The organism is Vibrio cionasavignyae (genome assembly GCF_050337155.1).
Taxonomy (GTDB): Bacteria; Pseudomonadota; Gammaproteobacteria; order Enterobacterales; family Vibrionaceae; genus Vibrio; species Vibrio nomapromontoriensis.
Genome location: NZ_JAKJSR010000026.1, coordinates 1 through 14,506, shown reverse-complemented (window position 1 = coordinate 14,506; position 14,506 = coordinate 1). Strand labels below are relative to the sequence as shown.

Here is a 14,506-nt window from a genome sequence, read left to right as displayed (position 1 = left end):
AGACGCTTAACGTTCTCTATCGCGATTAGCTCGCCCATTGATAGGCGCTGTGGCTTATCTTTCCATCAATTAGCTCAATCGTTCTATCGCATCGTGTTGCCATACGGCTATCGTGAGTAGCAACAATAAACGTGGTTTTCAGCTCATGACCTAATGTCTTCATCAATTCGATAACTTGGCTTGCCGACGCACTATCCAAACTGGCCGTCGGCTCATCCGCTATCACTAAGCTCGGTTTGTGAACCAACGCTCGTGCGATAGCAACACGCTGCTGTTGACCCCCAGATAATGCATCCGGCCTGTGATGTGCCCAGTCACCGAGACCGACTTTCTCGAGCATTGCAAAAGACTGCGCGTGCTGCTCTTGAGTGCTCAAACCATTTAGCATTAATGGGTAACTCACGTTTTCTAAAGCACTCATCACTGGGATTAAGTTAAAACGTTGAAAGATAAACCCTAAGTTTTGACGACGGAATTGAATCAAGGACTTAGGGTTTTTAGATAACACCTGGCTTCCAAACGTGATTTCACCATCGTAATGCGTATCGAGCATGCCTAAGATATTTAACAAAGTGCTTTTTCCTGACCCCGACGGCCCACACAGTGCCACCAACTCACCGTGTGCGATCTGCCCTGACACGCCATCAAGTGCCGAAATCTGATTTTGACCGAGTGAGTATTGTTTTGAGATTCCATCAAACTTAATCATTTTTCTGTTCTCCTTTTGATTGATGTTAAGCGTACCTCGCCTTTGCTATGAAAAAACGACGATGCGATAAACGGTCTATAAGGAGAGTTAACGGTAAATAAGACGAGTTAACGGTGAAGAGTTAGGTGAGCAGAAATAGTCAAAGCGATTAGAAAGAATCTAAATCTTACAAAGGATGAAAGAATCTTTCCAAGGACACACATTTAAAAAGAAATCAAAAGCACTCCCGTATTCAAAGTAGCAATCAATTGCATACTTTCGCTTTCTTCAATCTATTTTAGTAAAGCTGGCTAGTTTCTTAAGAGACGTTACTTACGTTTACGAATTGGATGAACAGCGATACCCAGAATTTTCTCTGGCTTATGGGGTAAGAGTGGCGGTGAAAGTTGTGCTTATTCTAGTTGATAGATGTGCATCTTGCTCTTTTTTAAAGCAGCCTTAGCGTGGACTGTATGAACGAGACACCCCACCGCTGTCGAACGTGTTTTTTCTAATCCAATACATACCATTAACCAGCTCTTTTGATTGAAATTTAAACGCGCCAAAATAGTGGGTTGATTATCATCCATACTGGCTTTGTCTTCGCTAAATAGACGTGCAGTCCAGTCGACTAACTCAATGTAGTCGATGAGCCGAAATGGAATGCCATCACGCGTTCTATTCGTCGGATTGCCGATAAAAGGGTGTAAACATGAGGCTGTCGCTAAGTTTTTATCCAGCGCATCGATTCTGGCTTTTATCGAAGTAAACTCCGACGTTTCAGGTGTTTTAGCAATGCCTGCTCGAATAGGGTTCAAGTCGACATACGCCATTGCGGCGGCAAGTGCTTTTTCATCAAGCAACGCTTGGCTTTTGAAGCGGCTTTCCCAAAAGTGCCCGGTACAGTTATCTTCTCGATTCGCCCGACATGCTATATCGTAATTGAGCTCTTTCATGAACCAACTTAAGCTCCACAGCCTTTCTCGCCATATTTCAATAAGCTCAATACACTTGTCTTCCTCAGCTTGGTGAGTGAGCTGCTTATTCTGCCAACGCTCTATGAGTACTGGTAATTTATGTTCACGCCCCCAATGCTCGACCACATCGTGTAGTGACAATGCTAACGCTTTGTCTTTATTGATATGAAGCACCAAGTGATAGTGATTACTCATGATGGCGTAGGCGCAAACATCGATGCAGTATACGTGTGTCAGAGCGTGAATTTTTCGCTCTATCCACTCTCTTCGATGTTCGTAGCTCGTGTTGGTGAGCGGGTCTTCGCCGCATAAAAAACTGCGCCTCACACAACGTGATACGCAGTGGTAATACGAGGTAGCATCCACGGAGATAAGTTGTTTTCTGGCTGTTGTCAAAACGAGATCCGCTATTAAGGTTTTAAATAACTTAGCAGTTCTCTTTTAATGGAATTGGTAGTGAGTTGGCGAATTCACTAAAATCAAACTAATTTCATACTTTTGGTGTGTGTCCTTTTACCCTCTTTTACCCATGATCATGATTCACCCCGGAAAACCCCTAGCATATCATTAGACAAAATCAGAAATATTTAGCACACACATGTTAGCAGCACGCCCTAGCCTTTTTCTAAAACAGAAGTAACATGGTTTCATCGTTAGTTTTCACGCGCCGTAACAGGTACTTTATACATTAACCGAAAAGGAGCCCTCTAGTGGCGAGCCGTGACATTCAGATTAGACCAGCTCAGGCAGGTGAACTGCCCTGTATTTACGATCTAGTGACCACCGATGAAGAATGGACGAAGTTTAACGGACCTTACTTTCCTTATCAGACGCCAACCCTATCCGAGTTCTCTGCTGGCACCTTTTCTCGATTATGTCGCGGGGATGATATGCAGTTGATAGTTATGGACGGCACACCAATAGGAAGTGTTAGCTATTATTGGGAATGTGAAGCCACACGTTGGCTAGAAATCGGCGTCATCATTTATAACTCTCAATACTGGGGAAAAGGCATTGCTTATCACGCTGTGCCTTTCTGGATTAGTCATTTATTTGCGACATTACCCATTGAACGTGTTGGGCTCACCACGTGGTCCGGAAATCCAAGAATGATGGCGTGCGCTGAAAAACTTGGGCTTACCCAAGAAGCCCGTTTACGTTATGTTCGTTATTTCAATGGCAAGTACTATGATTCCGTAAAGTACGGGATAACTCGACAAGAATGGTCCACCATCACCAAAAAGAAATCACGTTGACCGCTACGAGTTGACTCAAGAGTTATTCATCATGCCTGTTGGTGGATAATTCCAGGCTTATGCGTATGGTCACAGACTAGTGCTTACTGTATAGTCTGTCGTTTTTTAGGGAACTCCCGTTATGGAAATGCTCATCGTTTCGTCAGAACAACAAAAACGTTTGATCATGATATTCAGCCGTACTACGGCAAAAATGTCTGATAAAGCGGTACTTAATGACCTCAATTCACATCAAGTTAACTCATCGGTTTATCCAGCGTTCAAACTTGCGCAAGACCTTCGCGTTGAGCGTATAGGATTTATCCAAGGTAATGACAAAGCAAATTCACTCGATGGCGGCGACTTCCTCTACCGTTACCTCTCAAAAGGCTACATTTGTTTAGGCAACTATACGGGGCAACCTAAGCCTGACTTAACGCCATGGGGAGTACGCTCAGTGCGTATGCAACCTAAAATTGGTTTTGGTTTGTAGCATTTTGATTAACGCAGCGTCCCTAAATTGGCACTTCGTTACTCGCAAAGTTCCAATATAACGCCACAATCTCCACCGATAATGAGAGAAATATGAACATTAGTGACCTAGAACGAGATGCCCTTTATAAGGTTATTTATGCTCGTAGAGACGTTAGAAGAGACTTTATTTCCACCCCAATTCCCGATGACGTATTGGAGCGAATCCTTAATGCGGGGCATCATGCTCCCAGCGTCGGCTTCATGCAACCTTGGGACTTTGTGTTAGTCACCGACGACCAAACCAAACAAGCGATAAAACAAGGCTACGATACCGCGAGCGTCGAGTCAGCCAACCAGTTTAGTGACGATAAAAAGGAACAATATCAAAGCTTTAAACTAGAAGGTATTTTAGAAGCCCCACTTGGAATATGCGTGACTTGCGACCGGGAACGAAACGGACCTGTTGTCATAGGGCGAACCATCAAAAAAGAGATGGATCTTTACAGCACTGTTTGTGCTGTACAAAATATGTGGTTAGCAGCAAGGGCGGAAAATATTGGTTTTGGCTGGGTCAGTATCATACATGATGACGTTCTAAGAACTGCACTAGAAATACCTGAGCACATCGACATTATCGGTTACCTATGTTTAGGCTATGTCTCAGAGTTCCAAGAAAAGCCTGAACTAGAAACATTTGGTTGGTTGCCGAGGGCTCCATTAAATCAGGTCGTCCACCACGGTAAGTGGACAAAAAACACGAAACCAAATCCCCCTGATACAGAATGAGTTCAATACTGCCCTAGTACATCTGACTAAACATAACCTCTGATATTAAATAATCAATATTATTTAATATCAGATACCTACCAAAATAGAAAATTAGCTAAGTGTAATTAACTCGTGAGAACGAGAAGACTTAACTTAGCCAAAAAGGCGTTGCCAAATGCTTGGGTTACGTCGGTCATGGTATTCAATACGTAAAGAGTCCACTTCTCGTAGTGTCTGCTGCGCGGCGTCTAAATCACCCTGCTGCAAATCCTCATCAACTTGTTGTAAAGCAGATGATAATTTTTTAAAACCTTCTTGGTAAAGATCCATTTTTTCAGGTGGGTAATCCCCTTGCTTACTTTCTGCAATTAACCTATCCAATGTTGACACTGGTGTTTGCATCTCTTCAACAGACTGCGCTTCAGCCGCCTGTTTAAATGCGAGTTTCATCGCCTGCATATTCTTTTTAAGATCGAAGCCTTCTGTTGCAAACGCTGTGGAGCTAACCGTAAGCATGAGTGCAAATGCACCTGCTTTTATTGTTGTATTCATTTGGGATTCCTTTTGAAATGAAAATGACCTCGATTCGACTGATGGTACTCTAGCACCAACAGGCAAAGTGAGGTCACTTGCCGACGATATTGTACTGAATTCCGTTTGCAATTCGTAACAATAATTGTTTCTAAACGTAATGACTTAACTGCACAACATCTATTGTCGATTACGATCCGTGCTGTAACGACTCGAACTCTACAATAGGCTCTCTTCCACGCAATTGTAAGAAGCTAAGAAACTGCTCGGTACTGAAAGTAATAATTTTGTCGGTCGGCATGTCAATCTCAACCAATAATTGACTCGCAAGCTCAAGTTGACCGATCGTGTCACAGAAATGGGAGTCACTCCCCGTGGTGATATAGCCACCAGCCTGTTTAACCGCTTTCGCAATTTCATAGCAACGGTCGATACTGCCTACACGGCTGTGCCCTTTCAAAGTCGAGTTATTGATTTCAATAGCAACGTGATGTCTTGCTGCACAACGAGCCACCGCATCAAAATCAAAATCAAAATTTGGGTTACCCAAGTGTCCCAACGCGTCTATCTTACCGCTTTCAATGACATTGATCAGAGCTTGTGTATGCGTCTCTTTGGTTGCAGGTCGAAATACCGGCTCATGAAAGCTAGCAATGACCCAATCAAGCGCGCTAAAAGATGTTGGGTGCACATCAATTTCCCCCGCTTCGTTAAGGATATTAGCCTCAACACCGCGAATGATCGCCACATCAAACAAAAACCGAGGAAGCACTCTCTGGTTTGAAAAAAACCAGTAGTGAGGTGCACCAGGCATTGAGTCCGCATGATCAGTGGTACACAGTATCTTCAACCCGCTTGCACTTGCCGCTTTGGCATTTTCCATGATTGTACTGTATGCGTGCCCACTCGCGTACGTATGAGTGTGAGTATCAACAACAAATTGCATTCCTGCTCTCCTAGCTTTCAATGACGCTTTTAGTAACTGAAATAGTGTTACTAAATGAGTATTTGGGGAATTTTTCTAACCGCGAAATGAAAGATCGCAATATCGCTACTTTTCACTCACTGTCACTTAGTTTCCTTCAACATATCACAGATATATTAAAAGAAATCGATACCACCACGACCACTGTTTGGATCTTTCTTTTTTGACGTTTCAATTGAAGGCGCTTCGGTTGCTTTAGGCTTTGATTTCTTACTGCTCTTATCTTTCTTTTTAGCAGAAGCGCTTAAGCTGGAACCAGTTTGTTTGGCTGGGTCTCTCTTAGACGACGAGGCATTTTTCTTAGTATCACGTTTGGCTTTTTTTGACTCTTTTGATGCCGATTTAGAGCTAGACGCTTTGTTCGTCTCTTTCTCATCGGTATTTTTTGTCGTTTCTAACGGCGGCTGATCGCACACCACCACATAGTACTCTTGGTTAAATTCGAAAAAATCACCATCATACATTTTACGACGTTTTCTTGTTTCCAATTCGCCGTTAACCGCAACATAACCTTCCGCGATAAAGTGTTTGGCTTCGCCACCACCACCGACTAAGTTTGCCACTTTAAACAGCTTATAAAGCTCTATCGGGTGACTGGAGACCTCTATACCAAGCGCCTCTATTTCTATCGCATCTTCTTCGTAGCTTTCGTCAAACTGTTCGTCATTCATATCGCGGTTACTCAAGATAAGTGTCTTAGTATCATTGCTTCGCATTGTACTGGTTTGCGCGCATTCAATCTAATAAAAAGCCCCGTAAAACGGGGCTTTTCGATGCCAATGTTAAGCTATTTGCTCAAATCGAACTCATAAATATCAATGCTCACTACCAAACAAGATGAGGACTCGTGGCTGAGACAACTTTTTGCAATGGTGGATTACCATCATGAGTCCAAATCTCAACTAGGAAAGCATCAATATGCTCCGCTGAAGAAAAGTCTAATTCTCCAATACCACCTTGTAATGATAGTGAGGCAATACGGCTATCGTATACTGGCGTTATTTCACCCGATGCAGGGCTATCAAACTGAGTGTAAACCGAGACCATTGCTCTACCCAAAACAGAGCTACTCGCATCGACCGACAGCGTATACGCCTCCACTGGTTTATAGTCCAACTCGTCTGGAATCGATAAATCAGCCATCGTTCGCGATGCTACAACCGGGGTTGGCGTACTGCCGCCACCGCCTGATGAGTCACCGCCACCTCCGCCGCCACCGCAAGCTGTTACCATTCCTAGTGTCGTGATAAATAGTATTGTATTTTTCATTTCAGCCTCCTACGGGACGTAACATTTACCCGGTGTAGCATATTGAGATTCAAACCAAGTCTGAGCTTGGTCACCCGCTGATTCAGCGTACGTCGCAAATTGTGGATAGGCGACGACAAGGTCGGTTCGTTCTAACGGCCATTCCCATTCATCATTGATCATTAGCGCCCATGGAAGATTGCCTGACGTTTTAAAGTACACGCCACTGCTCGCATCACTAACATCAACACCTAGCCCTGCAAAAGTTTGAGCGTTAAATTGCTCTGTAGGCTCATAGTTCGGTAGATGAACTTCCCATGCTCTACCCGGTTGGTGATAACCTTCTCCGTGATAATGCCCTGCAGTTGCGAAGATAAACGGGTCATAAGGCATACTCATTAACGATGTCGTATCTGATCCATCAAGGAAATTCACATGAAGTGTGAAATTAAGCTGAACATCTTCTTGTTGCGCACAAGCCGCCAACGTTCTGTGATACTCGCAGCCCTCTACTTTATAGACCGAGGTATCTTCACTAATCACGAAGATGGCCTCGTCCGAGATGGCTTCCAGTCCACTATTCGCCAGTTGACTGCCATTATGGATTTGACGAGTCGTGGTGGTATCAACATCACTACGATTGACGCCTTTGAAACGAAGTGCGAAACCATTGTGATACGATGCCCCAACAGCGCCAAGGTAACCATCGACTTTTGATTTCACCACCGCACCATCGCGTAATATTTCAGTAATCCGATACCGCACGACCACATCATTCATGTCGTAATCGGCGGTATAAGGCCAGTTATCCTCATACGCGACGGTGGTGTAACCAGTGGCGTTCGGGTAGTAACGAACTGAAAGTCCAGTCCCTGTGACCGCAAGAGCGTGATCCTCCACCTCACCGGATGTTGAACCTCCATAGTAATCAAGCCCGGTTTGTTTACTGAACCTGAAGCGACTCCACGTCGAACCAATCTCTGCGTCTAATGCAGCGGTAAAAATAAGATCATTATTACCAGCATCCAACTCTTCGTCAGAAAAAACCTTTTCTCCGTCATCAGCAAAATCGCCGTCTTGATTCCAGTCTATCCACACTGACAGATAACCAGTGGTAGACGCACTAACTCTGACAATGCTGTCTAGACCCGGTTCTACTGCGGTCACAAAACCGACCCCATTTTCATCGTCAATGCCCACTTCATCATCAGCAAGCCCAGAATAAAGGCCATCTTGATCGCCGTCTGGCGCCGTTGATCCTAGCCATGTCTCATCGTCGAGCTCATGCCTTGGTCCATTATCCGCCAGTTTGGTTGAGTAACTATTTGGCGCGTCGCCAAAGTCAATATTCGAATCTTCATCGATAACTGGCGCATTCGCACACCTCGCCCCATCGTTCTGACTCGAATAAGGACCATCAGCAAACTTAATGGCAGGCACGACTCCTGCAGCTATGTTTGCGGCATTTCCGGGGGAAAGATCGACACGGTATATCTGACCATCTTGATTTCTAGACACGTAATAATAACCATCCACATCAAAGTAACCCGCGCCAAAGGTGCCCGTTTCACCGGTGTCACCAATATACGTTTCTTGCCCGGTACTCGGATCAAATGAGTACAACGCACCCGAACCGTTATCGATACCATATAAGCTCCCATCACTGGGATGGAAAGCAAAGTCAGTAAGGTTAACAACCGCGCGGCTACTTACTTGAGTCACAGGGAGCGTTGCCGTTGGGTCGGCTTCAAGCGGTGAAACATCAATAGTAAAAAGACCTTTTCCCTTTCTGTACAGGTAGTAAACGTCTTCATACACATCACCGACATAAAACGTATGACTGGTAGGTAAACCACTCGTGTTGATCGTTTCAGCAAGAAAATCTTCACCCAAACGTACAATTTGTTTGTTCGATGTGTCATAGCCGTAAATATAACGACCATTAAAGTCGAAACCTACACCATTAATGTTGGCATCTAAGCCCGTGTCACCCTGTAAAAGAGACGTTGAACCAGTAACAAGATTCACACCATAAACTTGTACTGGATTGGCTTGGAACAAATACGCTTTACTAGGACAATTTTCAAAGGGGAGCGCGTAGCTGTTCATGGATGTCATCATGGCTAATGCGACACTGACTTTGATCGCGGATGCCAATTGAGTATGTTGTTTTGATCTATGCATTATCTAATCCCTTGATTGACGCAGATATTCAACAATCATACAAGGAACATGCCATGTTACTTATTGACTTAAAATCAGATACTTAACAGAGAATATACAAGAGTAACTCATTTTGAGAATCAATTTGAAGATAGTGGTGGCTTGTGATTGGTGTTTCTTAGTTTCCTGTCAAAATTAAACTGAGTGAACAACGTGCATATCACATTCGCACAAATAATCAGCAACAATCCGATGACTTGATTATGAGTAAACACCACATCAAATAACGAGAACTGCCAAACCGCAGTAAAGACAAGGTTGGTATAGATTAAAGGGGCTATTTGAGAATTCGTCGGCGCTAATTGATAGGCTTTATAGCGGCACGTTTGAGTATTAATCACCGTCGCTGTCAACATTACTAGCATCATCACGATCTGCCAATTTATTGCCGTCCCCCACGACAGCGTATTCAAACGCCATGCTTCATAGGATCCACTCGGCAATGTAACCATCACAATTGGGAGCATGACGATACCAGCCAATAAAAATGTCCAAGCATTATTTTCGATACCTGACATGCTGCCTTTTGACGCTTTATGGAGGCTCAGTTGGGAACCTGCATTAAATACACCCGACAACAGACCAATGAATACTTCAGGCTTTGCGCTGAATCCAGAGATATCACCGGCTAACAAAACCACACCTATCGACGTTAATAGTAGCGAACAAACGGTAACATAGGACAACTTAATGCGGAAAATGACCCTTTCAAACAGCGTGATAAACAAAGGTCCAGTACCAAATAGCACCACACTTTCAACCAAAGACAGTTTACCGAGTGCATAAATAAAACAAAGCTGGCAAGCACCAATACTAAAGGCGCGGAATACAAGAATTTTGCGCATGTCTTTTGGCGGCACTCGAAACGATGTCACAAGAAGAAACAACATGAGTACGGTCGCAGGCAAAAGAAACCGAAGTATCGTCAAATTGCCCGCAGCAATGTCGTTCGCTAGAAATTTAGTCAGCACCCCCGTAATCGATAAGCTCAGTGTGGACGACAACATAAATCCTACCGCGCGTTGACTTGGATTTTGTAGCATGATGTTCCTCTCTATAAAGTGCTCAACTGATTGTTATTATATTGATCTCCCCCACAGTAAAATAACGAGTAATTGTGAACTATATTGTTAGAAAAACTTAACTGAGTATTCTATGACAAACCACATCCCCTTAAAATCAATCTACGCATTTGTTAACGTCGTTGAGGCTGGAAGCATGTCACTTGCCGCCGAACGATTAAATGTAAGCCACTCAGCAGTCAGCCAAGCAATAAAAACGCTAGAGACCCAGTTAGGTACCCAACTCTTTCAGCGTATAGGTCGACATATTGAGGTCAACTCAGACGGAGAAAAATACTATCAAGATGTTGCGCCTGCTATAGAAAAAATCATTGAGGCTAATGAAGCAATACTTAACAAAGGCAGTAATAATAGAATGACCATTAATATGGTCAACTCGCTGGCTCTGCATTGGTGGATCCCCCGAGTACCGCACCTGCAACAAGCGCTGCCTCAGCTCGATATTAGGATCTCAAATCGAGTCGGAGCATTTAGTTTGGAAATGGAAGGCGTCGATCTCGCGCTCATCCATGGCTCCATCGACGATTGGCAAGATTACTTTTGTGAAAAACTAGCCGAGGATGATTTAGTACTGGTGGCAAGCCCCAACGCACTCACGGAGCAGCCCTCTCTATCTGCCACAGAAATGATTACACGCTACCCCACCATTTCAGTGGCCAACGACAGACGTAAAAACGATTGGCAAGTCTGGTGCGATGCCCATGACGTTGATGCACCGGACTCGCCGAATAACTTGACGTTCAATGCATCGGTTCAAGCCATACACGCCACAATCCGCAATCTAGGCGTTTTAGTCACTCACCGCCAGTTTGTCAAAGATGATATCGAACATGGGTTGCTGGTTGAGATTGGCGAACCTATCGCGAACCCGCTTCAAGCCTTCTACTTTGTCTGTGCCCCCGACAAACTTAAATCCAAGAACGTTGCCGCGCTTCGGCATTGGCTTCAAGAGCAGTTTCAGTCTTAGGACACACGTTTAAACTGCTACTTCCTTACTCCAACAAAAATCTACAGCGGTTGTGGCTCTTCTAAAACGTAACGATTTTTCCCAGCGCGTTTTGCTTGGTACATGGCTTTGTCGGCCGTATCAATAACAACATCAAGCGATTCACTGGACGTTGCTGACCAAAACGTGACGCCTAAACTTGCCGATACTTGGCAGTAGTGCCCTTCCAACTCAACAGGGGTCGACAGACTTTCGTTAAGCAACTGCAAAATAACGTCAATATTGTGCTGACTCTCGATACCAATCAAAAACTCATCACCAGCTAGCCTTGCGACCAATGAATGCTCTCCCACTATCGCCTTCATCCTTTTAGCAACAACCTTTAATAGCTCATCACCTATATGGTGACCAAATTGATCGTTAACCGCTTTAAAACCGTCCAAATCAATAAACACAACAAACAAGGATAATCCATAGTCATGTTGCTGCTGTAACGTTTGCATAGCACTCACGCGATTAGCCAGTCCGGTAAGCAAATCATGATTGACCTGATAGTTAAGCCTTTTGAGCTGTATTTTTTCAGATTCGTCGCGAATCGCTAATACAAACGCCTCGACTCGCCCATTTTCATTGGTCAACGTTCTTAATTGAAGTACACAAGGAAACCACGAACTGTCTTCATTTTGTACCTTAACGTGATACACCAAACTCCCTTCCAGTAGTAGCTTCTTCAAAATACGGATGCTCGGAACGACTTTACCTTTAACATTAATTTCAGAAACTTGCGCTCGCCAACCAAACCACTTCACACTGATCGGGTTTTGCATTTCAATCTTGCCATTTCGGCTCAGCATCAACATCGCTTCTTGATGCTGTTCAAACATTAACTCAATTAACTTTCGTCGATGTTCCGCTAAATACTGCTCAGTGAAGTCTTCAAACTGGATTAACGAGTGCTCTTCACTACCCATCGGATGGCAACTCACCATAAATTTTTGGTTAGTCTTGTTTTTTCTTAATTCTACTTCATTCAATATTGTTTGATTTTGAATGGCGTTGACAATGGCCTCAACGGTGGCTTTCGGTGTAAACACCGCATCCAGTAATACTCTCGCATTACTGATTTTTTCATATTTTTTAAGCTGTTTAGCTGCATGAGGATTGCTGTACATAATATCTAAATTGGTCGAAGTCACCATGATGCCTTTTTGCATAACATCCAAGGCCCTATTAATGTACCGATTCTTACTTTCTAAATGCTCTAGCGCTTGATGCAGTTGACGTTCGCGCTCTAACAAACTAACAACCATTGCGTTAAAACAACGGGTTAATCGCCCCAATTCATCATTGTGCAGTACAGGGATCTCCCGTTTCTTCACCCCTTCTTTAATCATGGTTTCCATAGAGCAATGCAATGAGCTCAACGGCATCACGATCAAATTATGTAACGTTCTCGCCAATTGCCAAGCAAACAACGATAAGCACCCCGTTAACACGCTTAACCAAAACCACATATGCTGCTGTTCTAATTGAAGCCGCTCTAAAGAAACCCAGACGATCAACTCGCCTAAAGAGTCATCCCCTAATTCAATATTAATGGAGCGCTCAACGAAAGCGATGTTGTCACACACCAACTGCTCTTGTATCCAAATGCAGTGTGATGGTGTTCGGTCAATAAACGCTAAGCGCGCCACTTCTGCATCTTTCACTTTTGCTGCGATAATATCGGGGTCAAAAGACAGGTAGGCCAATTGCTCTTGCGCTGTAGTCGCGTCATCAAACATCAACGCGGCTTGAAGCGTATTCGCCACACCCTTCGATAAGATATTGACCCGAGTATCAAGTGCCTGCTCTTGATAATGTCTTAACATAGTGATCGCGCTAGAGCCGACAACAATCATGATAAAAGTCACAATAAACCACGTAGGTAACATCATTTTGTAACGCAATGGCATCGACGCGAAACGACTGGCTATCATAATTCCACCTCCACAATCTCAGCCACGCTGAGTAATTGAGATCTCAACTTTATGCCACTTTGTTTAACATGAGAGGGAGCAATCAAAGGCTTAATTCGATTATTCACTCGAATGAAAGCAATCATTCCACCAAGGTTAATAAACTGCATTCCATTACCAATTAACAGAGCATGGGGAAATTGCGATTTTAGTCTCGATATTAGCGCCGTACTGGCGGATTCAATATATAAAATATGACACGTACTTGCCGAACTCATTGTTTCTGCGTCATAAAATGCCTGACTACCCAATTTGGCTTCAACGATTTTTTTAAGGCCATCCCCCACTTGAGACCCGCGAGCGACGCAATATTCTTTTACCGATACGCCAGTAATTTTTGGCCACTCTGCCAACATGGCAAACCGAAATAAGTACACAGATTTCAAATCATCATCACTATATTGAGCAGACGCTGGAACGCTATAACAGAACAAACCCAACATCATTAGCAAGCGGTGAAGCCAGCGAACACGTAGCATAATGCGACCATTCCGTTAGTGTTTCAGCGAAGCGGCATAATCCCACTCTGCTGTTATCCAGTATTGGGTGCCATTTTGAAATGGCCCGTATGTTTCAGGGTACTCTGTCGTTTGATCGGCACCCAAATTCTCAACCGATGCCGTAAACCGAGGGTAGCCAACTTTAGGTAACCAACTAACCGCCATTTCCACATTGAGTACGCGTGGCCAACGTGCTGTGTTATCACTGGTTGAATCTGGATGAAAAACCGACGGCGCAACATATTGCATCATGCTGCTCATCCATAGATTAGGGGAGATATCCCACATTAATTGCGCATTAACGAAATGATTAGGCTGATTTTCAAGGTTATATTTCACTTCATTATTTTTACTGCAAATCGCACCAGAGCAGTCACCAATAATACGCTTGTAGCTGTAGTTGGTATTAAGCTGTAGATTCTCAAGAGCTTGCCATTTCATTGCGATCTCACCACCATAAGATTGCGTTGAAAGTGGATCGATATATTGCGATACGTATTCTTCGATCACCGTGCCACTTGTACCCGGAGAAGATCCACCCGAAATAACCCATTGATTAGACGACACACCTTTGTAAGCTCGGATGTTGTCCCTTTGGCTATAAAAACCACTAACACTTAATTGCAGGCGGTCTTCATTCCAAAATCGATAGCCAAGTTCATACGTTTCTACACTTTCTACCGCTAAATCTTCATTGCCTTTGTAGACGTAACTGTAAAAGTAATCATAGTAGTTACCATCGCTAAATTGGGCGCCTTCAATATAGCCATTTTGTTGAAAATCCGTGCTTAACTCTAACCGTGACGGCGTCACAATAGCCCGACCCCAACC

General features: G+C 43.9%; 15 protein-coding genes. 4 read left to right on the top strand and 11 right to left on the bottom strand.

Annotated features, from left to right (window positions below):
• Positions 1-25 precede the first annotated feature (25 nt).
• Together L4D74_RS19885 and L4D74_RS19880 are read right to left on the bottom strand one after the other, a co-directional pair.
• A complete protein-coding gene (locus L4D74_RS19885) occupies positions 26-709 on the bottom strand; it encodes an ABC transporter ATP-binding protein (RefSeq protein ID WP_428754211.1) in 684 nt (227 codons plus the stop codon).
• Between the two features lie 392 nt (positions 710-1,101).
• Entirely contained in the window at positions 1,102-2,061 is a 960-nt protein-coding gene (locus tag L4D74_RS19880) for a transposase (RefSeq protein ID WP_428754209.1), read from the bottom strand.
• 314 nt (positions 2,062-2,375) lie between these two features.
• On the opposite strand from L4D74_RS19880, the gene L4D74_RS19875 reads away from it, so the two are divergent.
• From L4D74_RS19875 to bluB, 3 genes are all read left to right on the top strand, one after another.
• Positions 2,376-2,921: a GNAT family N-acetyltransferase gene (locus tag L4D74_RS19875; protein ID WP_428754207.1), complete on the top strand. Its 546-nt coding sequence runs from the start codon at positions 2,376-2,378 to the stop codon at positions 2,919-2,921.
• A gap of 121 nt (positions 2,922-3,042) precedes the next feature.
• Positions 3,043-3,393: a hypothetical protein gene (locus L4D74_RS19870; protein WP_428754206.1), complete on the top strand. Its 351-nt coding sequence runs from the start codon at positions 3,043-3,045 to the stop codon at positions 3,391-3,393.
• Between the two features lie 92 nt (positions 3,394-3,485).
• On the top strand, positions 3,486-4,160 hold the full coding sequence (gene bluB, locus L4D74_RS19865; RefSeq protein WP_428754205.1) for a 5,6-dimethylbenzimidazole synthase: 675 nt from the start codon (positions 3,486-3,488) through the stop codon (positions 4,158-4,160).
• A 135-nt stretch (positions 4,161-4,295) separates the two neighbouring features.
• Here the strand turns inward: bluB and L4D74_RS19860 are convergent, their stop codons facing one another.
• From L4D74_RS19860 to L4D74_RS19835, 6 genes are all read right to left on the bottom strand, one after another.
• A complete protein-coding gene (locus tag L4D74_RS19860) occupies positions 4,296-4,658 on the bottom strand; it encodes a cytochrome b562 (RefSeq protein ID WP_428754328.1) in 363 nt (120 codons plus the stop codon).
• A gap of 205 nt (positions 4,659-4,863) precedes the next feature.
• Complete coding sequence (locus L4D74_RS19855) at positions 4,864-5,619, bottom strand: phosphatase (protein ID WP_428754204.1); 756 nt, start codon at positions 5,617-5,619, stop codon at positions 4,864-4,866.
• 155 nt (positions 5,620-5,774) lie between these two features.
• Positions 5,775-6,329 carry an RNA-binding S4 domain-containing protein gene (locus L4D74_RS19850; RefSeq protein WP_428754327.1) on the bottom strand — a complete coding sequence of 185 codons (555 nt, stop codon included), beginning with the start codon at positions 6,327-6,329 and terminating at the stop codon, positions 5,775-5,777.
• A 154-nt stretch (positions 6,330-6,483) separates the two neighbouring features.
• Positions 6,484-6,927, bottom strand: a complete 444-nt coding sequence (locus L4D74_RS19845) for a hypothetical protein (RefSeq protein ID WP_428754203.1) — start codon at positions 6,925-6,927, stop codon at positions 6,484-6,486.
• A gap of 9 nt (positions 6,928-6,936) precedes the next feature.
• Entirely contained in the window at positions 6,937-9,024 is a 2,088-nt protein-coding gene (locus tag L4D74_RS19840) for an LruC domain-containing protein (RefSeq protein WP_428754325.1), read from the bottom strand.
• A gap of 185 nt (positions 9,025-9,209) precedes the next feature.
• Positions 9,210-10,172, bottom strand: a complete 963-nt coding sequence (locus tag L4D74_RS19835) for a DMT family transporter (RefSeq protein ID WP_428754201.1) — start codon at positions 10,170-10,172, stop codon at positions 9,210-9,212.
• A gap of 112 nt (positions 10,173-10,284) precedes the next feature.
• Between L4D74_RS19835 and L4D74_RS19830 the strand changes: the two genes are divergently transcribed.
• A complete protein-coding gene (locus L4D74_RS19830) occupies positions 10,285-11,178 on the top strand; it encodes a LysR substrate-binding domain-containing protein (RefSeq protein ID WP_428754200.1) in 894 nt (297 codons plus the stop codon).
• Between the two features lie 41 nt (positions 11,179-11,219).
• Here the strand turns inward: L4D74_RS19830 and L4D74_RS19825 are convergent, their stop codons facing one another.
• From L4D74_RS19825 to L4D74_RS19815, 3 genes are all read right to left on the bottom strand, one after another.
• A complete protein-coding gene (locus L4D74_RS19825; RefSeq protein ID WP_428754198.1) occupies positions 11,220-13,136 on the bottom strand; it encodes a diguanylate cyclase domain-containing protein in 1,917 nt (638 codons plus the stop codon).
• The gene (locus tag L4D74_RS19820; protein ID WP_428754196.1) at positions 13,133-13,654 is read right to left on the bottom strand and encodes a YfiR family protein; all 522 of its coding nucleotides are present in this window, start codon (positions 13,652-13,654) and stop codon (positions 13,133-13,135) included. The genes L4D74_RS19825 and L4D74_RS19820 overlap by 4 nt, the downstream gene beginning before the upstream one ends.
• A 15-nt stretch (positions 13,655-13,669) precedes the next feature.
• The coding region (locus L4D74_RS19815; RefSeq protein ID WP_428754195.1) for a TonB-dependent receptor domain-containing protein at positions 13,670-14,506 on the bottom strand (837 nt) is incomplete at its 5' end.